The sequence below is a fragment of the Paenibacillus sp. IHBB 3054 genome, from assembly GCF_051594305.1.
Classification (GTDB): domain Bacteria; phylum Bacillota; class Bacilli; order Paenibacillales; family Paenibacillaceae; genus Paenibacillus_AQ.
The window spans coordinates 212358-231899 of record NZ_JBOFBG010000007.1 but is presented as its reverse complement, the minus strand read 5'-3'; the positions used below and the strand labels follow the sequence as shown (position 1 = coordinate 231899).

Here is a 19542-nt window from a genome sequence, read left to right as displayed (position 1 = left end):
CTCCTTGACCTCATGCTGGCTTCAATGTACCACAATATATAGTAGAGTATAACCCGTCCCCGATTTCAAAATAAAGCGTCTATTCCGCGAAATACTGCTCCAGGGCCTGCTGCGCCCGGTATTTGGATACATTGAAGGACGGCCATTCTTGTTCAGCAGCTGTGTTGCTCTGCCATTTGTCACGCAGGTTCTGATCCAGCAGCCCATCCTCTGTCTTGCTGAATTCAATCAGCTTCGGGACCGCATCCCAGGATAACCCGCTCAAATAGGCAGCATCCAGCTTGCCGCTGGCCTCATACCGTTCCATATTTCTGCCGGCAATGATCCCGTCCATCCCAATATAATTCATCAGCACGTAGGCAAGCAGACCAAGCACAATATAACATTTGGCCAGCGGGAAGTTCACCCGGCTAATCCGCACCGCCGCAATGACCAGCAGCAAACCAAGAAAGATCATAAAGGCGTGCACAAGAAAGCGGATATAGGTGTAGCCGTACGCTTCCTCATACAGCGCCAGACGGGAGTAGGCAGAATACAACATAACCATGGAGCACAGGACCAAGGTATAGAGCAGGACGTGAATGATCTTTTTCAGCGTTTTCTTCACTTCTCCTACAGACAGCAGCGACAAGAGCAGAATCGCAAAGTTGATGGCTGTAACCAGAATCAGCTCGAAAAATCCGCTCCGGGCATAGTCAGCATACGTGCTGCCTTCCGGCAAAACCCCATCCCATGCACCAAACAAATATGAAAACTGCACGCTTACAAACAACACATACACGGTATTGATCGACACCAGGATTGTGGTGATAATTACCGGATCAATGGAAATGGTGAAGGGTTCACGGACCGGCTCGCCGTCCAGCGGCGGCACGCTCCAGTCATAGTGTTTAGGATCGGCGAACCCTTGGGCAAAACCGAACAGTCCCATTCCGAGCAGGATGATCCATAAGATGCGGGCTAAGCCGTCACTGAATGAGATCCGCTCCAGCAGCGCCGGTACGTCCGCCAGTATCTCATGAAATACACCGTCGGCTGAAGAGAGCAGTGAGATTACAATCAGCAGCAGCGGGCAGGAGATGAGCAGTCCAATCAGCACTTTGACCAGCACCTGCTTGCGTTCCCCTTGCAGATTCCTGCCTCCTGCTTTTTTGAACATCTTAAACAACATGGGCCAATGCCGCAGGCTTTGGGCAAAAAAGTGCTCGGCCGCAGCCCCAATCAGTGCTAACCGGCTCCAGGACGGAAGGCGATAGCTCAGCATATAGGTCATATGTAAGAAAATTAGCGCCGGAATCACCAGGAAATTCAGCCCGGAGAAAAACCAGTTTGCAAACAGTGCATACGTCAAGGAGAGCAGAAATATGGCTCCCAGCCAAACATAGCTGAACCACGTGTTCTTACGCAACCTATCCTTGGCAACATAGAGCACAAAGATATAGAGCAAGCATACAAAAATCGGTACAGAAACGCCTGCCATCTGGCCGTAGAACAGATACTGATGCACGTCAGCCAGCAGAAATGCAGCAATTAATGCGTAAAGCGGCCGCATTGCTGTAACCGCATTTTCATCCTCCATGGTAAATCCCCCCATTTTTTTGCTTTCTTATCCCAATTTTAGCTGATAAAATAAGAAGAAAAAGAGAAAGAAATGAGTTTATATTTCCTATTTTAAGAAAGGAACAGCTGACAATGAAACTGCACAGCCAATTTCTGAAGCTGCACTCCCATCATGGGGGGGCGGCGGAAATCTTGGTCACCCTTGATGAACTGGCTTTAACTCTGGGCTGCACCCACCGCAATGCATTACATGTTATCAATAAAATGTCGGAGCAGGGCTGGATCGTCTGGACGCCCAGCCGGGGGCGGGGCCGCCGGTCCTCCCTGAAGTTTCTCACGGATTCCGAGACAATCGCCCTGCAATCCATGAAGCAGGCGATCAGCAGCAGAGATATCCGCAGCGCCATGGAGGGCATCCGCGGACATGCCCGTTCCTCCTCGCTGCAGGATTCCCTGCAGGGCTGGCTGATGTCCTACTTCGGCCATCACTCCGAGATCCGCAGCGACAAGCGGATTGACAGCTTACGGCTGCCGGTCAACCAGCAGCTCCATACCTTTGATCCGCTGTACATGAATTTATTGGCGGAGTCCTTCGTGTCCAGCCATGTGTTCGACGGGCTGGTAGGACGCGGCGGCGAACAGGACGACATCCTTCCCGGGATCGCCCATGCCTGGGATGTAGATGACAGCCGCACCAGCTGGACATTCCATCTGCGTAAGGATGTCTTCTTCCATCATGGCAAGGTACTGGCTGCCGAAGATGTGGTCTATTCCTTCGAAAGGATGATGACTTCGTCGCACCGGATGCTGTACAACTCTATTTTCAAAGAGATTCAGGAGGTGAGAGCCCTGAACGCTACCACGGTGCGATTTCTGCTCAAGAAACCCAATGAGCTCTTCCTGCCTTTCCTGTGCACGAGCCGGGCAGCTGTCGTTCCACGGGATTTGGAAAACCAGGGTGAGAGCAGCTTCGGGCGCAGACCGGCAGGCACCGGACCGTTCAAGGTAGCGGAGATGCATGAGGATTCCTGCGTACTGGAGGTATTCCCGTATTATTTTCAGGGCCGCGCCCATCTGGACCGGGTGGAAATTCTCTATGTACCGTGGGGGATAAGTAATTCTTCTCCGGAGACAAGCTCCGGCTTCCACATTGTTACGAATCCTTCTGTCTCTGACCCTTCGGCCTGGAGCCGGATTCATTCCGAGTCCTCTGTGCGGAAATTTGTGACCTTCAATACGAAAAAAAAGGGACCGCTAAGCGATCCCCTTCTTCGGGCAGACATTGTATCCTGTTTGAACGCGGATGTGGAGACGCATGGACCACAGCAGCCAGAGCCTCATCCGGCAGCGCTGCAAATTGCCACGATCCCGCAATATTCCGGTGATGCCGAATCCATTGCCGCAAGGCTGAAGCGCCAGGGTTATGCCTGCACGGTACTGACCGTTTCCCCGGAGGAATTCAAAGGTCCGGTCCGCCTGCAAGCCGACCTGATTGTTTTCTCACTGCTCCGTGATCAGGATGAGCAACTCCGGCTGTTCGACCTGTATCTGACGCTCGCGCAGCATATCGAGCCGCGTACCCGTGCCGATATCGAAGGCCGGCTAAGCCTCATTTCCCGCGAGCCGCATTTCCAGACCAGAGCCGAGGGCTTCAAGATCATCGAAGACAGCCTGATCCGCGATCATCAGCTGCATATCCTGTACGAAAAGCCCACCGAAACGGCTTACCTTCCCTCTGTGCGCGGTGTAACCTTCAACAGCCAGGGCTGGGTCGACCTACGCCATCTATGGTTCCCGCCGGAGCTGTAGAGCCTCCCAGGACAGTTAGCCTGATCATTCCAGTGGCCGAAGGGGGCGATGAGCGGACGGACTTTCAGAGTTAAAGTTCAATTCCGTAAGCCCGGCAAGCTGTCCGCTAACCCTTTGCCGATCACATTGGCGGAAGGCGGCTGCTTCCCGAGCTCTCTGGCCCAGACGGAGAGCTGCCCGGTATGATGAATTTCATGAGCGATAACATGGCGCATAATTTCGCCCCAGGCATCGGTAACCACTGATCCGTCACTGCGCTCATCTACAAAAACATTCCGCTCAAGACCTTCATGCCAGGCCAGCACAAAGTCTTCCACCTCGGGACGAAACTTTGCATCCAGCTCCCGTACCTTTTGCAGGCTGCTGTACCGGGCAAAATCCTCCTGAAAATCCGGCTTGCCCTCCATCACCATGATCCAGCTCCACTCTACATCGGCAATATGAAACAGCGTCTTCAATATCCCGCCAACGCCGCCTGTACGCGGCTTCAGCAGTTCCTCTTCCGGTATCTCCTCACACCACTTGTACCACTGCTCGCGAACCATCCAGTTATAACGGAAAAACGTCTCCATCCAACCCCTCCAATAATGTTAAATTCATCACACTTGCAGACAGTTTAACACATAGCAACGCTGCTCTGGCATGGAAAAAATAATTATACTTGTCATACAGCTTTTTCCAGGAAAAAGTATATAATTATAGAATATTTTATAAAGAGGAGTGAATCCGTTGCTTTTGGTTTTTGTAATCTGTCCTATAATCGTTATAGTCACTTCAATTGTTGGGTATATGTTGGTTAAAAGATGGTTCGTAATGCCCTTATTAACTTTTATTGTTTTCACAGTACTCACTTTTACCGTCTTTAATGAGTCCTTTTTCTTTTGGGCGATAGTTTATGCAATATTATCAGTCATCGTAGGTTTTATGATGAAGCCAAAGAAGTGAAAATCAACAAACGCGCTTAAGCAAAAAAAAACGCCGGCCTCTACTCGGGGGCGGGATATTCTTATTTCTTCTTTCGCTTCTTGCGTTTTCCCAGAGAGTATCTGTGATTGCATCAAAGTTCTCCACCACTTAGCTGACGCTTGAAGGGGTGGATTCTTGCGAACAGAGGAGCAACCTCCTCTTATGGGCAAGCGATCCCTGCGTTCTCGCAGTTCTACGTTTTATTTTTATAGGTAATAGCTATACCGCTACCTGTTTGATATTATGAGCCGCATTTTCATCCCGATCATGGTGTGTTCCGCAAGCTACACATGTCCATTCTCGAATCGAGAGGTTCTTCACTTCGGGATGGATCGTGCCGCATACGTGGCACTGCTGACTGGTCGGCTCGAAGGTGTCCGCAACCCGGAGGGTTCGTCCATACCAGGATGCTTTATACGTGAGTTGACGCACCCATTCGCCCCAGGACGCATCAGCGATGGACTTGGAGAGTTTGGGATTTTGAATCATATTCGCCACACGCAGATGTTCGATGCTGATCGTTTGGCACTCACGGATCAGCTTCGTTGTCATCTTATGGAGAAAATCCTTCCGAGAATTTGCAATGTGTTCGTGAATACGAGCAATGTGTTTCTTGGCTTTCTTCCAGTTGGAGCCCCCTGGTGTGCGTCTTGCCAAACGCCGCTGCCACAGCGCAAGCTTTTTCTCGTATTGACGGTAAAACCTGGGGTTGGCAAAATGTTCATCGTTGGAGCACACAGCGTATTCCTTAAGCCCCAAGTCAATGCCGATATGTGCATCTGCTTGTGGGAGTGGGGTCTTTTCGACTTCGCAAACCAGGGAGACAAAATACTTATCGCTGGCGTTTTGCCGTACCGTAGCGGACAGTATGCGACCCTCCAGCTTCCGAGAGTTGGCGAAACGCATCCAGCCGAGCTTGGGAAGCTTCAATCGGTTGCCTTCAATGGCGATATTTCCGTTCGTGAATTTCGTGGTGTAGCTTTGTACTGGATGCCTCCGGCTTTTGAAGCGAGGCGCTTGATTTTGCTTTTTGAAAAAGCGGTCAAAGCTATCTGCCACATGCCGAACGGCGGACTGTAAAGCAATACTATCGACTTCTTTGAGCCAGTCATATTGTGTTTTTAGGACGGGGAGCTGTGTCGCACAGGTCTGATATGACAAACCTTTGCCTGTCTCGGCATAGGTTTGGTTCCACTCTTCCAGGAAATGATTGAACACAAAGCGGCAACAGCCAAACATTCGACGAATGATTTGCTGTTGCTCGGTATTCGGGTAGATGCGGTATTTATAGGCTTGATGAACGATCATGTGCGACACCCCCTTTTGTAGTATTTTCTTACAGTATAGCACATACGTTCGCTGAATAGTTGAAAACCGCCGATTCATCTCCGCCTATAGAGGACGGAGTCTTTTCGGCTTTTGAAGATAAATTCAAAAAATGCCCACACGCCACTCCCTCCCTCATGTTTAATGTGAGCTTAGGTGCTTGCGGTACCCTTCTACCTTTTCATCCCGGTAGCCCATAGACTCATAGAAGACATGCGCTTCCTTACGCTGCTCACCGGAGACGAGGATAATGTAATAGCAGTTTCTCTCGTGGGCGGCTTGCTCAATGGCAGTCATAAGCTTTTTGCCCAGACCCTGGCGTCTGGCGCGGGAGGATACAACTACATTCTCGATCACCATAAACGGCCGGCAGTCTCCGACGAGATCCTGGCATTCGATCCCCATCAAGGAGCCGAGCAGCTCCCCATCCACGTACGCGCCGAGCAAGATGTACCGGCTGTCTGCCTTTATCCTGTTAAAAGCTTCTTCCAGCTTCACTTGATCTGTTCGGTGGCCTATCAATTCACTGTACAGCTCATTTAATGCCTCCAGAGCATCCGCTTCAATTTCCTTAATGGTGACCATATTGTGCATCCCGCTTTCATTTAGTTTTCTATCTTCTCATATGTATAAAGCTGCCCATTTCGCGGATGTCCCATCCGCTTCCCTTGATAGGATCTGCGCCGCAGTTCCCGCTCCAGCTGCTTCATAAAAGCGCCATGTGTGACGATCAGCACACCGGAGCGCTGCGGTACTGACTCCAGGAGATCAACAGCCGCTTTCACGCGCTGACTGGTTGTCCGCCTGCTCTCTGGCTGGGAGCGGTGACCGAATATCCAGGACAGACGTCCGAGAGCCAGCCACCAGGGTACCGGCAGCCTGGGACCCGATACGCTAACCGCAGCCACTCCAATTTCTCTCAGCTGCTCTGTGACTGTAATGCCGCCTGAGTAGATGCTGCGGGCAGTATCCACCGCTCTGGGCAGATCGCTGCACAGGCAATGATCCCACAGTTCTGCAGGCTGCTTCCACTCCCCGGTCCGGATATCCGCTTCATCATACAATCTCACCCATTCATTGAACTGACGGCCGTTCACCCAGCCTTGCAGCGGCGGAGGCTCTACTTTGAAATGTCTGACCAATCCGAATTTCACAGTCTACCACCTGTCTGAATCGACGGTATCGACTTCAATTCCTTTTCCAGCTGTCAGATGAAGGTTCACATTGCCCTTGCCTTTGTTTCCGACAATTTTAATCCGGCTGTTTCCTTTGATAAGCGGCAGTTCCACCGAACCTTCAGCGCTGCCTTCGGCAATGACTACCGTTTCCTCTTCAGGAGTTATGAATACGACTTTAAACTTTCCTTTGGTGATATCCTGCTCAAACTCGATGCCAAGCTTGCCTTCCTCCGCTGCCTCAATGCTCCACAAAGTATCCGATCCATAGAAGCCGTTAAACGTAAGTTCGGCATCCTGTGCAGTCACTTCACCTATACGATCCTTGTAAGTCAAGCTGTCTCCGCTCTGCACGATCACCTTGTTGTTGCCATACACATCCTTCTGTTTCTGGTCGACACCGCAGCCGGCAAACACCACAGCAGCCAGAACCACACTAAGACAACAAGCAATCCCCCGGTTGTACATCTTATACACTCCCCATGATTACATTCAACTTTGACTTTCACATCACACCTTGATCCTATAAACCGTCATCCCTTAACCCGCAGCTCAAACGGCTCCTTCTTACCACGCTCTTTCTCTCCTTATCATTGACTGGACAGATGGCTCAGCACAGCCTCCACACGTTCATCTACCGACATTTCCCCTGTTAACCGCAGTACCGGACAGCCCAGCTCAGACATCCATTCCTCATGCAGTGTTCTGCTTCTGACCTCCACACCTGCCGTATCATATAAAGCGGCCCATTCCAAAAAAACCTGCACATCTGTAAATTTGCTCCCACCCGGCAGAATTCCCTTCCCATACCGCTCATATTCTCTTGCCTTTAAGCGCTCCAGCCGGAGCTCCGGTGGAATCCACAGAAAGATTACCAGGTCAAAATAAGCGCGAAGTTCATCTCCCCAGCCACAGACAGCCCCGGAAAGTATCCATGTTCCGGCATGATCCAAGTCCCGCTTGATTGCAGCCAGTCTCTGCGTCTTGTCACTCTGCTTCGTGAATTTGTGCTCCCAGAAATAGTCGTCGCTATCCAGATGCACATGCGGCAGCTTCTCTGCCAGCGCCTGACCGAGCGTGGTTGTGCCGGATCCGGAAGCCCCCATAATATGTATCCTGCTGAACATGGCTCCTCCTGAACATGTAATGATTATTTATAATTGTATAATTTTTCACTTAAAAGATACAGCGGCACATTTCACTCCCCGGCGGCAAATATTGAAGCGGACGCAAAGCAAATAACCCGCGAGGCCGTTGTGGCCGCAGGTTTTTCGCTTGCTCTTTGGTGACCTCAGTCCGAAATATCCGGAGGAATACGGCGCGCCGTACGGGTGGTGATAGCTGCCTTGATCACTGCCAGCCGTACCTGCTCCACCACTTTCTCATTAAAAATACTCGGAATGATATACTGCTCATTCCGCTCATCCTCCTGTACAACCGAAGCAATGGCCTGTGCTGCAGCCAGCTTCATCTCCAGATTCACCTCTCTTGCCCTGCAATCCAGCGCTCCGCGAAAAATCCCCGGAAAACAGAGCACATTGTTGATCTGGTTCGGATAATCGCTTCTTCCGGTCGCCAGCACGCGGGCATACGGTTCTGCCAGTTCAGGTTCGATCTCCGGATTGGGATTGGCCATGGCAAAGACGATGTTGTCCTTGGCCATGCTCTGCAGGTGGCTGATGTTCAGAATGCCACCGCTGGATACGCCGATAAACACATCCGCCCCCTGGAGCGCCTCCGTCAATCCGCCGGTTAAACCCTCAGGATTGGTGTTATCCGCCAGCCAGCGCCATTCGGCATTCCCGTAAGCTTGCTCTCTGCTGAGAATCCCCTCCCGGTCAACGGCATAAATGCTGCGGGCTCCCGCTGCCAGCAGCAGGCGGCAGATGGAGACGCCGGCTGCTCCAATGCCGACCACGACAATTCTGCAGGAAGCGATGTGCTTGTCCACCACTTTCAAGGCATTTAAAAGACCCGCCAAAGCCACAACCGCCGTGCCATGCTGATCGTCATGAAACACGGGGATATCCAGCTCGGCGGAGAGGCGCCGTTCAATTTCGAAGCAGCGGGGTGAGCTGATATCCTCCAGGTTGATGCCGCCGAAACCAGCGGAAACCGCTTTCACAATCGCGATGATTTCCTCCGGATCCTTGGTGTCCAGACATAAGGGAAACGCATCGATATCTGCCAATTGCTTAAAGAGCATCGCCTTGCCCTCCATGACCGGCATGGCCGCCTGCGGTCCGATATCACCGAGGCCGAGTACCGCAGTTCCGTCGGTGACGACGGCAACCGTGTTTCTTTTCATCGTCAGCGAATAGGCTTTACCCGGATCCTCGGCAATCGCCATGCAGACACGGGCAACACCAGGTGTATACACCAGTGACAGATCCTCCCGGTTCTTGATCGGCATTTTGGGTGTGATCTCAATCTTCCCGCCAAGGTGGGCCAGAAACGTCCGGTCGGATACATTGATAACCTTAATCCCCGGCATGTTCGACAGTATCGTAATAATCTCCTTATTGCCCGCATCCTGTACGTTTACGGTAATATCTCTTGTCGTCATATCCTTGCCAGCACGAATGACGTCAATGGCCACAATATCCCCGCCCGCTGAAGCAAGCGCTGAAGCAACATCACCAAAAGATGCAACCGATTTACGGATTTCCAGACGGATAATCATCGTTGTCGCAATGGACATAGAATAAGCCTCCTTCTCTAAGCGTTCTATGACCAATATACTACAGTTCACAGAATGTACAAAAAAAACTTTCCCGTTGAACTATTGGTCCCACGTTCACAATGTACGTACCTGTCATTTACTTCACAAGGGTTCAGACACTCAGCACCTTTATAATTGCTGTATAACAGGATTCTTTGAAAGTGGCATGAAGGTCATCGTCATCGTCATCGGTCATCAGCCACTGGATCAGACAACCATCGATTATTGCACGGATCACCGGCGAGGTCTTGTCCGGGGTCAGCTCCCTGGAGAATATCCCTTCCTCCTGGCCCAGGTTCAGCACTTCGGTGCTGATGGCTGCACAGCTGTCATAGAAGCGCTGGTTGATTTCCCGGTACACGGGAATCCGGCTCGCCCGGGCCAGGAAATCGAGGTACACGCGGTAAAATGAGCGGTTTTGGGCGGGACCGGCAAACGCCGAATCAATATAGGCGGCAAGCTTGCCCGTTGCCGTATGCTGCTCCTGCACCGCCGTCTGCTCTTTCGCCGATATTTTACCTGTCAGCCATGCCAGCAGTTCAACCAGCACAGCCTCCTTATTCTCGAAATAGTAATGCACGACCCCTTTGCTGACTTCGGCATGATCTGCGATGGTCTGCAAGGTCACGGAATCATAGCCGCTTTCTGTCAGCGCCTGAAAGGCTGCATACAGAATCTGCTTGCGTTTCTCTTCGGATTTCTTGTAGCGTACCATTGGACCTCCACGATTAGACTGTTATGTACTTAATATCATAGCACTAAAAAAGTTGACCGGTCAGAATAAATATTATATAACTGACTTACCTATCACAGAACGTAGAAGAACAGGAGCGAAAACTCATGCCTGAAACATTTCAAGCTTTGGTTGTGGACAAAACAGACACGTTTTCAGTAGCTGTACAACCGGTGACACTTGGGAAATTGCCTGCCGGTGAAGTGCTGATCAAGGTATCCTACTCCAGCGTGAACTATAAGGACGGCTTAGCCAGCATTCCGAATGGAAACATTCTCCGCAATTATCCCTTCATCCCGGGCATTGATCTGTCCGGAATCGTTGTGTCTTCAGCAGACAGCCGGTTCCAGGAAGGACAACCCGTCATTGCTACCAGCTACGGCATTGGCGTATCCCATTTCGGCGGCTTCAGCGAGTATGCCCGGATTCCTGCCGAATGGGTCCTTCCGCTGCCGGAAGGTCTTTCCCTGCGCGAAGCGATGATCTACGGCACCGCCGGTTTAACGGCTGCCTTGTCGATTCAAGCGCTGGAGGATAACGGAGCAGCGCCGGACAAGGGCAAGCTGCTGGTAACCGGCGCAACCGGCGGTGTCGGCGGAACAGCCGTAGCGATGCTGGCCCATAAAGGATACGCGGTCACAGCCAGCACCGGCAGAACGGAAGAAGCCGGTTATCTGCAGACCCTGGGTGCAGCCGAGGTCATCTCCCGCGGAGATGTCGGCGATGGTACAGGCAAGCCGCTTGACAAGCAGCTGTGGCAGGCTGCCGTTGATTCCGTAGGCGGCGGCCCGCTTGCGGCAGTGCTCAGCAAGATCGCCTACGGCGGCGCCGTTGCCGCAAGCGGCTTGACTGCAGGAACGGCAGTCCCGACGACCGTGATGCCTTTTATCCTGCGCGGTGTAAGCCTGCTTGGCATTGATTCCGTCTCCTGCCCAATGGAGAAACGGCTGAAGATTTGGCAGCGTATGGCAAGTGATTTGAAGCCTGCGGTGCTTGAGGAGCTGGTCGACCGGGAGATCGCCTTGAGTGAGCTGCCCGCCACATTGGAAGACATCCTTAAATCGAATACCAGAGGCCGGGTAATTGTCCGCCTCTCTTAGTCCTAATACAACTACAGCCACCCGGGAAATCATACCCGGGTGGCTTTTTTAAGCATAATGAAACTGTCTACTCTGTGATCAATTCATAAGCCGTAATCCGTTTGATCCGGCGGGAGACCAGCATGGATATGAGGTAAGAGAACAAGATAAGGCCTATGCCCAGTCCTATGATCATCGGGGCCTGTATAGTAAAGTTCACCTGTGCGATTCCAGCACCGGAGAGCAGCATTTCGAGCATGGAATTGGTATAAAGACCGCCCAGGCAAGCACCGATGAGAACGCCCACCGTTACTACAGGGAGAAAGCTCATGGCTATTTGCGTTCTCAGTTGGAATGTCGTGTAACCTAAGGCACGCATTATGCCCAGTTCCCGCTTCCGTTTCAGGATGCCTGTCTGAATTACCAGGTAGAGAATTAAGCTAACAGTAAGTACAGTAATTGCCAGAATCACAACCATAATGGAGAAAATGGCTGATACATACACTTTCATCTGGTCCCCAATGGATTTATCCGCATTGGTTACAGACTGAAGCATATCCGGATATTGTGATTTCACAGCTTCAATAAACTCCGGAGAGGTAGTGCCATCCAGATAGACGTTAATAGACATCGCCTGTTGGCCCGGCATCAGCCGCTGCACACCTTCAAGCGCCAGGGATGCATCTGCGCTTAAGGATTGGCTCAGGCCGGTGATCAGAAACGGTTCGGACACTTTGCCCAAATCAACATTTATCGTATCACCGATACTTTTCCCCAGCAGCCTGGACAAAGTGCTGGTAATCACAATTTCGTTATCATATTTCGGATAGCGGCCTTTCACCACTGTGTTATTGTCCATCTGCTCATAATCATCGGAGAAATCAGTCCACACCAGGCGTCCATTGATCGTTACCGTGAGGTAATCCTGAAAGATCGCTTTTTCGACGCCGTTCATCCCTTTAATCTCCTTCAGCAGACGTTCACTGTCCTGCCCCTGCTGAACTTGAATTCCCACATTGGGTGTTTCGGCACCGGTCATTTGAAAGAAGGCCGTTTTATCTGTGGAAATATTATAGTAAAGCACAGCCGAAAAGACGGATGCAACCGTAATCACCGTTATAATACAGCCAATCATCAGGTTCTGGCGGCTATTGGCAAGCATTGTTTTGCAGGCCAGCAGAAATTGAAGGCCTCCCTTGGCCTTATGCAATGGAAGGTGATTGCGCTTGAAATTATGTGTCAGAATCCCGCCACGCAGCGCCGCGACCGGCTGCAGTCTGCGCACACGCCAGGCTGAACCCATCGCCACTGCCCATACAAGCATCATAAGGATAGCAATACTGATCAGCGAGTTGCCTAATGGAGTTCCGCCAGGCCAGCGCAGACCTGTCAAGGAGGCGATGATGCCTCCGAACGCCGGAACCACAGCGTAGGAAAGCGCCACACCGGCAAGGCTCCCGGCAAGACCGGTCAGCGTAAATTGCAGGGCAAAGGAAGAAAGTATCTGCCGGCTCGTATATCCCAGTGCCTTGAGCACACCGATGTTTACCATACCCTCTTCAATGCTGTCCGCAATGCGGAACTTGATGACAATCAGCGACACCACCACAATAATGGCTGCAAAAACAATCAGAATCATCGCGACAATATTGATCATGAGCGTAGAACTTTCGGCCTGTCCGATATCACCGCTCCAGTAATTGATATCGTTCGAGTCGTTAAGCCCCGGAAACTCGGCACTGTAATCTCTTAAGAATGATGCAGACTGGCTGCTGTCCTTGAACACTGCCGACTGGAGGATCCCCTCTGCATCAGCTCCCAGCTTGTGTTGAAGTTCACGGTAGGTGCTATCCGGTAAATAAAATTTCATCAGGGCCAGATTTGGCATGCCCATCAAAGTAGACTCGAAAAATCCGGTAATTTTGTAGCTGTAAGTCACATTCAGATAGGTAAAACTGAAGGAATCACCCAACTGGTAGCCTCCGCTGGCTTTCAAAGAATAGGGGGCTAAGATCCCAGCTTCATCATTTGCCGGCAAGGACTCGACTAGTTTAAGCGGTGCGATGTTGCGGTTGTTATCTGCATTCAGAAGTGCGATACGCAGACTGAAATCATTATCGATGCTTTTGTCATAGCGGATTGCAGCCTTGGGGATGAGGATAATCTGTTCCGTTTCCTGTTCCTTTATCCCTTCATAGGATTTAATATAGTCCTCAGAGGAGGGCTTAAAATGAGAAGCTGACATCGTAATTGCTGCATGCGCATCATGCAGCTCATCGGCCTTCGTCTCATAGAAACTTCCCATCCCCGAGACAATCGTGATGCCGATATTGAGCAGTAAGGAAGCCGTCAAAATCAGGATGAACAGGGAAAAGGCTGCTCCCTTTCTTTTTTTGATATTGGCCCAGGAGAGGTTGAGAACGTTCATCTTACCACCCCATTTCAGCAAGAAAGGCATCCAGCTTGTCATGCCTTTCCTGATACTGCCCTTCGTCATAAGCATCCAGCCGAAGATCACCGAAAATCATCCCGTCGCGCAGGTACAGGATCCGGTTCCCGCGCAAAGCCGTTTTGAGATCATGGGTCACCATGACAATGCTTTGTCCGCTCCGGTTGATCCGGGTCATGATATCGAGCACATTGGTGCTTGATGCGGAATTCAGCGCTCCCGTAGGCTCGTCCGCGAACACGATCTCGGGATCATTGATCAGCGCACGCACAATTCCGGCCCGCTGGGCTTCACCGCCGGACAGCTGCGAAGGAAACTTGCCCCATGTGGCCTCCTCCAGCCCTACCTGGCTAAGCAATTGCTTAGCTTTAGCGGTCAGCTCCCGCTTATCCCGGCTCACCAGCAGAGCGCTCGCAAGCATATTGTCGAGCACACTCATGTTGTCCAGCAGATAGATTTGCTGGAAGACAAATCCGCAATGGTTTCTGCGGAATATGGCAAGCTGGTCATTGCTCAGCTTGGCGATGTTGGCATTTGCGAAATGAACTTCACCGAGCGACGGTCTGTCCATACCGGACAGGGCATACAGCAGTGTCGATTTGCCCGAACCCGAACTGCCCATGATAATCGTGAAATCCCCTTCCATCAGGCTGATATCCAAATTTTTCAGCACATGCTGCTGTACTCCGCCGGAAGAGAAGCTTTTACATAATTTTTCGGTTCTGAGAATTGTATTCTGCATGAATGGATCATCCTTTGTTCATTAGTAGCTTGCAGATCTATCATACACAATCAATTCTTAATCCTTCTTTGCCGAAACCTTAACCAATCCTTAATTCGTTTACACCAGCTTTAATCGCAGGCTTACCGTAAAGCCGCCATCACGATTGCTGCATTCAATCTCCCCTTGCATGCCTTGCATCAGGTATTTGGAAATATAAAGACCGAGTCCCGCTCCGGCCTGACCGGTAATATTTTGTCCCCGGTAGAATTTGTTGAACAGCAGCGGCAGCTCATCCGGGTCTACACCTTTGCCGTAATCCATAATATCGATTTGTAAATAACCGGAGGTTAGGTAAGTAACAACGGTTACCGCAGTATTTGCATATTTATAGGAGTTGCTAAGGATGTTGTCGAAAACCTGCTGCAGTCGCAGCGCATCCGCATAAATCATGCACTCCGGGATCGGGTCGTGAAATATCCGGTTATCCAGGTCGGCATTTTGCAGGATATCATCCAGGATACTGCTGTATTCCTCAGTTCCCTTAACTTTTAATTCCTGCAGCTCCTCCAGCGTCGCATGAAACATATCCGTTACCATAAGATCTATCTGCTCCGCTTTGGCGTTAATCATGTTCAGCTGCCGTATGTCCTTAGCGTCCATTGCGCGAAGCAGCATCAGTTCGCTGACCGCCTTAATCGAAGCAACTGGGGTTTTTATATCATGACTTAGGCTGGCCACCAGCTCTTTTTTACTGCGGTTGGCTTCATATTCGCTTTTCCTGGCCGCAGCAAGTTGTTCACGCATAATGTCAAAGCTTTCGGTAAAAACGCCGAACGGATTGTCTTTGTTCATGTTGAGCGGAACTTCCAGATTCCCCCGGGCCACGTTCCGTGCGAAACCCTGCAGTTTCTTGAAGGGTGAGATAAAGGCCCGCTGCAAATAAAAAACATAAAGCCCGCCCAATACCAGCATCATGAAAAAGCTGACCGTGATGACCGTCGCCAGCTGGTGCTTGTTCTGCTGGAGCTTTGTGCTGTAATCCTCCCGGATAATGAGCTTGCCTGCCGTCACTCCCTGCACCGTTACGTCAAGGATTGCATCCCTGTTGCGGATGGCATCTTTCAGCCCCGTGAACATTCCATCCGCCGTTTGGTAGCGCAACAGGCCCTCTTGATCCAATACAGCGAATTGCTGAGTGACGCCGCTGTAATCTCCTTGCTCAATCCGCTCCCAGTTCTTCTCAACGGTCTTCAGCACATCGTTGGCCATAACCATATCCAGCCTCATGTCAATGCTTTCCGGGATGATGGACAGCGAAAAAACAACTCCTGCAATAAAAACGGCGAGCATTGTCAGGAGCACTCCCCTGGACCTCATCGCGAACTATCCTCCAGCACATAGCCCTTTCCCCAAACGGTCTTGATATACTGCGGCCTGTTGGGATCGTATTCGATCTTTTCACGCAGATGGCGGATATGCACATTCAGCGTTCCATCACCGGTAAACGAATCTTCCCATACTTTGGCGAACAGTTCTTCCTTCGGCACCACCCGGTTCTTATGCTGTACCAAATAACAGAGCAGCTTGTACTCCATGGTTTTGAAACGGATCTCCTCTCCGTTTACGAGAACACGGGAGAGCTTGGTATCAATCCGCACCTGGCCGAACTCCAGCAGTTCCGCTTGATCCTTGTTACTGTAACGCTTCAGCACAGCCTTTACTTTTGCCAGCAGCACACTGAGTGTATAGGGTTTATGGATGTAATCGTCTCCGCCAATGTTGAGCGCAATAAGAATATCATCGTCGCTGGAACGGGCACTTATGAACAGAATCGGGATCTGCAGGGTCCCTCTTAGTTTTTTGCACAGATCAAAACCCGAGCTTCCACCCAAGTTAATATCCAGTAGAATAAGTGACGGTTCATGCTCCTGTACAAACTGCTCACATTCTGCCGCACTGGTTACATAAGCGGTCCGCACCTCGAACATATTCAGATATTCGCAGGTAGTTTCCGCAAGCACAGCCTCATCGTCGACAATTAAGACATCATATCTCATTTTGCATAATCTCCATCTGTATAGATTGAATTTAAGATTTTCCCATTTGGGCGAGGACGTAACTACGGTGAATATTTGGACTTCCGGCCGCTGTTGTCGTAAGAATTTCTTGATTTATCCCGCTATATGCGGTGGAAATCCGGTGACAAAGGCGGTCGCTATCGCTCCTACAGTTCCAAATTTCCCCTTTGCTACTTTTGCCCTTTTATGTAGTGATTAAGTTCATTTTATATATCATTAAAATTTACAAGCCTATAATTCTCTCTCTACGATACCATGAAAATAGAGTCAAAATAAATAAACCCGTCAATTCGACGGGTTCAGGATAGCACTGAGGCTTCAGTTGGTGATGGTCCGTGAGAAAGATTACAGATTCTCCGGAGGGTTCACCACATTCTGATAAACCGGGTAGGCCTGGGCATAAGGCTGCTGGTGATACTGCTGAACATAAGGCTGGCCATAATAGCCGGGACTGGCGTATGGCTGGTACCCGAAGGAGTGCGCTTGCGGGGCATGCGGAGCATGCATAGGCATGTGAGGAGCCATATTAGGGGCTGCGATATTTTCACCTGCCATCTTTGAAGGTTCACAGCAGTCCGCAGGCGGTCCGATAAAGGTACCCGGTTGAAGCGGAGCCAGTGCATCCTTCACTTTAGCTTCGTTAAGACAGTAAGTATGGGCAAGTACATTCGCCGGTGTGAGACTCAGAATGTCCGAACCCAGAATCACTTCCGGGACAGGCGCATTAAAGATAGCCAGCAGATGGGTGCAATCCATCGTTGCGACCTCATAATGCCACCACCCCTGCGGCACATTCGCTACTTGGCCGGGACAGATCGGGAAATGCAGCAGCTCATTCGTAAAGGGATTGATTATGGAAACCACTGCCGCACCGGAGATGCAATAGACCAGCTCCGCAGCATTTTGGTGATAATGCGGTTCGACGACATTGGATTTGCTGAGGAAAATATCAAGCAGAGACGTGTTATCCAGGGTGTTCAATTCCTTAATCGACAAGGTATTGATATAGTTGTTGGCATCCTTCTTAAACGTTGTATTGCTGTTTACATCAAAAGTAAACTGTGTATTGGGAGACTTGTAATCCATGTATGACGTCACTTTGCAATCCTTCCCTTCTGCTGACCGTTTTTTATTCGTTCTGCAGTAGGATATGTATTCGCCCAGGCCCAGGTGACGACTTTCTCACTCCAAGCCCAGGAATAAAATTGCCCCATGGATACAGCTTATTAAATTTCCGCAAAGATGCTGCGACCTTATTCACCGGCGATAATGGTCCGGTTTCTGCCTCTATTCTTGGCTGCATATAGCGCCCGGTCCGCCTGTCCAAGCAGTTCTTCCAGCGAAACGCCGTGAGTGGGATAATGGGCAATGCCCTGTGAGGAAGTTACCCGCATAGCCAGAGGAACATCGCTTTTCTCCAATGTCTTGCGGATTCTTTCGGCGACGATATAAGCATCTTCAGCCTTTGTCCTTGGAAGCAGCACTACAAACTCTTCTCCGCCGAAACGGCAGCATACATCTCCTGGACGGACATTGGCGCTGATAATTCCGGCTACCTGGCGCAGCACCTCATCACCAGTCAAATGGCCATACGTATCATTCACAAATTTGAACTTGTCCACATCCAGGACGATCAGGGAAAAAGGCATTCGCGCGGCGATCCACTGATTCATACTGATTTCCAGTGATCTGCGGTTCACAAGCCCCGTCAGCAGATCGGTCATCGCCTCCTGGGCCAGTTGATCATTCTGCTTCTGGATATCTTTCCAGGCCATAACGACTGCTTTGGTCAGCAGATCCGCTTCCCGGTTCCAATGAGGTTTCAGTTCAGGCACCTTCATATTGTCTTTGCCGATCCTGTTCACCAGGTCAGCTAGAAACACGAATGGCTTGGCCAACTGGTGGGCCAGCAGAAAAACAAAAATCAGCAAAATTACAAAAGGAATAATCGTATAAGCAAGAATCTTGCGCATATGGGCCATTAATTGTTCCTGAATGAAATCTACAGGTGAAACGACGACGATTCCCCAGCCATTCGCCGGAACGGCGGAAAAGCCGGCTAGCATGGACTGCCCCTTTACATTTAGCGCCTCCATTTGCCCGCTTTCACCTTTCATCAGCTTCTGTACCACCTTATTAGCGCTAACATCTTCATTCATCCGCTCTTTATCGGGATGGAACAGCACATGCCCTTCAGAGCTGACGATGTAGTAATAAGAGCCGGAATCATCTATGTTATTATTCCCGAAAATCATATTGAGGATATTGAAGTCCTGCAGATAGACGGTGCCTCCGAGCACTCCAAGATATCCTTTGTCTTCGCTGTACAGCGGCTCACTCATAAAGAAAAGCATTCTTCCGGTTGAGGTGGTGGTATACGGTGCGGATAAATATGAGTTTTTTAACCGCAGCGCTTCTTTGACCGGAGGAGAGACTATCGGTTTCCCCAGGATCCCCAGCGATGCAGGTGAATTGTTAAGAACCACGCCGTCAGCGTTTATCAGAATTATCGAATTAAAATAGTTGCTGCTGTTGCGCATTAGCTCTAAATAGCGGTCAATAGCTCCCGGCTGTGCTGTCTCATGCTTGGAAATCTGATCTGCGCTATACAGCAGACTGCTGCGCATGGAACGAAAAAGTGAATCTAAGTCTTGCTCATTCTCTCGGCATTGGACAGATTCAGATTAAGTGTAGTTTCCATCAGTGATTTTTTCTTAGATTCATATGAACCGATGAGTAAAATCGTTGTTGTGAGCAGAAACACGAGTGTTACCAGGGCAATAAGCAGCCAAGTCAGACTAAGCTTCTTTTTGGACCGGGCATCTGCTCCCCGTGGTAAAGGCATTCCTAAACCTCCTTGTATTCGCGAGCCTATTTGTACTAATTATAAACGATTGCGAAACAGAGTCTACCTGCATATT

At 50.4% G+C, this 19542-nt stretch carries 19 protein-coding genes; 3 read left to right on the top strand and 16 right to left on the bottom strand.

Features of this window, described 5'->3' with window-relative positions; translation table 11 throughout:
• Nucleotides 1-79: 79 nt before the first annotated feature.
• Nucleotides 80-1579, bottom strand: a complete 1500-nt coding sequence (locus tag ACQ76X_RS11470; protein ID WP_438493859.1) for a DUF4153 domain-containing protein — start codon at nucleotides 1577-1579, stop codon at nucleotides 80-82.
• A 113-nt stretch (nucleotides 1580-1692) separates the two neighbouring features.
• Here ACQ76X_RS11470 and ACQ76X_RS11465 point away from each other — a divergent pair, with 113 nt between their 5' ends.
• The gene (locus tag ACQ76X_RS11465; RefSeq protein ID WP_438493857.1) at nucleotides 1693-3369 is read left to right on the top strand and encodes an ABC transporter substrate-binding protein; all 1677 of its coding nucleotides are present in this window, start codon (nucleotides 1693-1695) and stop codon (nucleotides 3367-3369) included.
• A gap of 77 nt (nucleotides 3370-3446) precedes the next feature.
• Here ACQ76X_RS11465 and ACQ76X_RS11460 read toward each other — a convergent pair whose 3' ends face one another.
• On the bottom strand, nucleotides 3447-3941 hold the full coding sequence (locus tag ACQ76X_RS11460) for a DinB family protein (protein WP_438493856.1): 495 nt from the start codon (nucleotides 3939-3941) through the stop codon (nucleotides 3447-3449).
• A 148-nt stretch (nucleotides 3942-4089) separates the two neighbouring features.
• Here ACQ76X_RS11460 and ACQ76X_RS11455 point away from each other — a divergent pair, with 148 nt between their 5' ends.
• Nucleotides 4090-4314 carry a DUF2651 family protein gene (locus tag ACQ76X_RS11455; RefSeq protein ID WP_438493854.1) on the top strand — a complete coding sequence of 75 codons (225 nt, stop codon included), beginning with the start codon at nucleotides 4090-4092 and terminating at the stop codon, nucleotides 4312-4314.
• Between the two features lie 240 nt (nucleotides 4315-4554).
• Here ACQ76X_RS11455 and tnpB read toward each other — a convergent pair whose 3' ends face one another.
• The 7 genes from tnpB to ACQ76X_RS11420 form a co-directional block, all read right to left on the bottom strand.
• Nucleotides 4555-5643, bottom strand: a complete 1089-nt coding sequence (gene tnpB / locus ACQ76X_RS11450; RefSeq protein WP_438493852.1) for an IS200/IS605 family element RNA-guided endonuclease TnpB — start codon at nucleotides 5641-5643, stop codon at nucleotides 4555-4557.
• 159 nt (nucleotides 5644-5802) lie between these two features.
• A complete protein-coding gene (locus ACQ76X_RS11445) occupies nucleotides 5803-6246 on the bottom strand; it encodes a GNAT family N-acetyltransferase (protein ID WP_438493850.1) in 444 nt (147 codons plus the stop codon).
• A gap of 20 nt (nucleotides 6247-6266) precedes the next feature.
• A complete protein-coding gene (locus tag ACQ76X_RS11440) occupies nucleotides 6267-6815 on the bottom strand; it encodes a histidine phosphatase family protein (protein WP_438493848.1) in 549 nt (182 codons plus the stop codon).
• Nucleotides 6816-6818: 3 nt separating this feature from the next.
• On the bottom strand, nucleotides 6819-7304 hold the full coding sequence (locus ACQ76X_RS11435) for a hypothetical protein (protein ID WP_438493846.1): 486 nt from the start codon (nucleotides 7302-7304) through the stop codon (nucleotides 6819-6821).
• 122 nt (nucleotides 7305-7426) lie between these two features.
• Nucleotides 7427-7963 (bottom strand): AAA family ATPase, encoded by a 537-nt coding sequence (locus ACQ76X_RS11430; RefSeq protein ID WP_438493845.1) that lies wholly within the window; start codon nucleotides 7961-7963, stop codon nucleotides 7427-7429.
• Between the two features lie 164 nt (nucleotides 7964-8127).
• Entirely contained in the window at nucleotides 8128-9537 is a 1410-nt protein-coding gene (locus ACQ76X_RS11425) for an NAD-dependent malic enzyme (protein WP_438493843.1), read from the bottom strand.
• A 133-nt stretch (nucleotides 9538-9670) separates the two neighbouring features.
• Nucleotides 9671-10273: a TetR/AcrR family transcriptional regulator gene (locus ACQ76X_RS11420; protein WP_438493841.1), complete on the bottom strand. Its 603-nt coding sequence runs from the start codon at nucleotides 10271-10273 to the stop codon at nucleotides 9671-9673.
• 125 nt (nucleotides 10274-10398) lie between these two features.
• Here ACQ76X_RS11420 and ACQ76X_RS11415 point away from each other — a divergent pair, with 125 nt between their 5' ends.
• Entirely contained in the window at nucleotides 10399-11391 is a 993-nt protein-coding gene (locus tag ACQ76X_RS11415) for an acrylyl-CoA reductase family protein (RefSeq protein WP_438493839.1), read from the top strand.
• Nucleotides 11392-11458: 67 nt separating this feature from the next.
• Here the strand turns inward: ACQ76X_RS11415 and ACQ76X_RS11410 are convergent, their stop codons facing one another.
• The 7 genes from ACQ76X_RS11410 to ACQ76X_RS11380 all read right to left on the bottom strand — a co-directional run bounded on the left by ACQ76X_RS11410 (nucleotide 11459) and on the right by ACQ76X_RS11380 (nucleotide 19466).
• Entirely contained in the window at nucleotides 11459-13798 is a 2340-nt protein-coding gene (locus ACQ76X_RS11410; RefSeq protein WP_438493837.1) for an FtsX-like permease family protein, read from the bottom strand.
• Nucleotide 13799: 1 nt separating this feature from the next.
• The gene (locus ACQ76X_RS11405) at nucleotides 13800-14561 is read right to left on the bottom strand and encodes an ABC transporter ATP-binding protein (protein WP_438493836.1); all 762 of its coding nucleotides are present in this window, start codon (nucleotides 14559-14561) and stop codon (nucleotides 13800-13802) included.
• A 99-nt stretch (nucleotides 14562-14660) separates the two neighbouring features.
• Entirely contained in the window at nucleotides 14661-15920 is a 1260-nt protein-coding gene (locus ACQ76X_RS11400; protein ID WP_438493834.1) for a HAMP domain-containing sensor histidine kinase, read from the bottom strand.
• A complete protein-coding gene (locus ACQ76X_RS11395; protein ID WP_438493831.1) occupies nucleotides 15917-16600 on the bottom strand; it encodes a response regulator transcription factor in 684 nt (227 codons plus the stop codon). Before ACQ76X_RS11395 ends, ACQ76X_RS11400 begins: the two co-directional genes overlap by 4 nt.
• A gap of 366 nt (nucleotides 16601-16966) precedes the next feature.
• Entirely contained in the window at nucleotides 16967-17719 is a 753-nt protein-coding gene (locus ACQ76X_RS11390; RefSeq protein WP_438493829.1) for a cupin domain-containing protein, read from the bottom strand.
• A 155-nt stretch (nucleotides 17720-17874) separates the two neighbouring features.
• Nucleotides 17875-19248, bottom strand: a complete 1374-nt coding sequence (locus tag ACQ76X_RS11385) for a sensor domain-containing diguanylate cyclase (protein WP_438493827.1) — start codon at nucleotides 19246-19248, stop codon at nucleotides 17875-17877.
• Between the two features lie 17 nt (nucleotides 19249-19265).
• The gene (locus ACQ76X_RS11380; protein WP_438493825.1) at nucleotides 19266-19466 is read right to left on the bottom strand and encodes a hypothetical protein; all 201 of its coding nucleotides are present in this window, start codon (nucleotides 19464-19466) and stop codon (nucleotides 19266-19268) included.
• Between the last annotated feature and the right edge of the window lie 76 nt (nucleotides 19467-19542).

Excerpts from the sequence above, each read along its gene's own strand:
- ACQ76X_RS11445 (WP_438493850.1), bottom strand. The coding sequence starts at position 6,246 with ATGGTCACCATTAAGGAAATTGAAGCGGATGCTCTGGAGGCATTAAAT.
- ACQ76X_RS11415 (WP_438493839.1), top strand. The coding sequence starts at position 10,399 with ATGCCTGAAACATTTCAAGCTTTGGTTGTGGACAAAACAGACACGTTT.
- ACQ76X_RS11405 (WP_438493836.1), bottom strand. The coding sequence starts at position 14,561 with ATGCAGAATACAATTCTCAGAACCGAAAAATTATGTAAAAGCTTCTCT.
- ACQ76X_RS11470 (WP_438493859.1), bottom strand. The coding sequence starts at position 1,579 with ATGGAGGATGAAAATGCGGTTACAGCAATGCGGCCGCTTTACGCATTA.
- ACQ76X_RS11395 (WP_438493831.1), bottom strand. The coding sequence starts at position 16,600 with ATGAGATATGATGTCTTAATTGTCGACGATGAGGCTGTGCTTGCGGAA.
- ACQ76X_RS11460 (WP_438493856.1), bottom strand. The coding sequence starts at position 3,941 with ATGGAGACGTTTTTCCGTTATAACTGGATGGTTCGCGAGCAGTGGTAC.
- ACQ76X_RS11465 (WP_438493857.1), top strand. The coding sequence starts at position 1,693 with ATGAAACTGCACAGCCAATTTCTGAAGCTGCACTCCCATCATGGGGGG.
- ACQ76X_RS11420 (WP_438493841.1), bottom strand. The coding sequence starts at position 10,273 with ATGGTACGCTACAAGAAATCCGAAGAGAAACGCAAGCAGATTCTGTAT.
- ACQ76X_RS11400 (WP_438493834.1), bottom strand. The coding sequence starts at position 15,920 with ATGAGGTCCAGGGGAGTGCTCCTGACAATGCTCGCCGTTTTTATTGCA.
- ACQ76X_RS11380 (WP_438493825.1), bottom strand. The coding sequence starts at position 19,466 with ATGCCTTTACCACGGGGAGCAGATGCCCGGTCCAAAAAGAAGCTTAGT.
- ACQ76X_RS11435 (WP_438493846.1), bottom strand. The coding sequence starts at position 7,304 with ATGTACAACCGGGGGATTGCTTGTTGTCTTAGTGTGGTTCTGGCTGCT.
- ACQ76X_RS11430 (WP_438493845.1), bottom strand. The coding sequence starts at position 7,963 with ATGTTCAGCAGGATACATATTATGGGGGCTTCCGGATCCGGCACAACC.
- tnpB (WP_438493852.1), bottom strand. The coding sequence starts at position 5,643 with ATGATCGTTCATCAAGCCTATAAATACCGCATCTACCCGAATACCGAG.
- ACQ76X_RS11425 (WP_438493843.1), bottom strand. The coding sequence starts at position 9,537 with ATGTCCATTGCGACAACGATGATTATCCGTCTGGAAATCCGTAAATCG.
- ACQ76X_RS11385 (WP_438493827.1), bottom strand. The coding sequence starts at position 19,248 with ATGCGCAGCAGTCTGCTGTATAGCGCAGATCAGATTTCCAAGCATGAG.
- ACQ76X_RS11410 (WP_438493837.1), bottom strand. The coding sequence starts at position 13,798 with ATGAACGTTCTCAACCTCTCCTGGGCCAATATCAAAAAAAGAAAGGGA.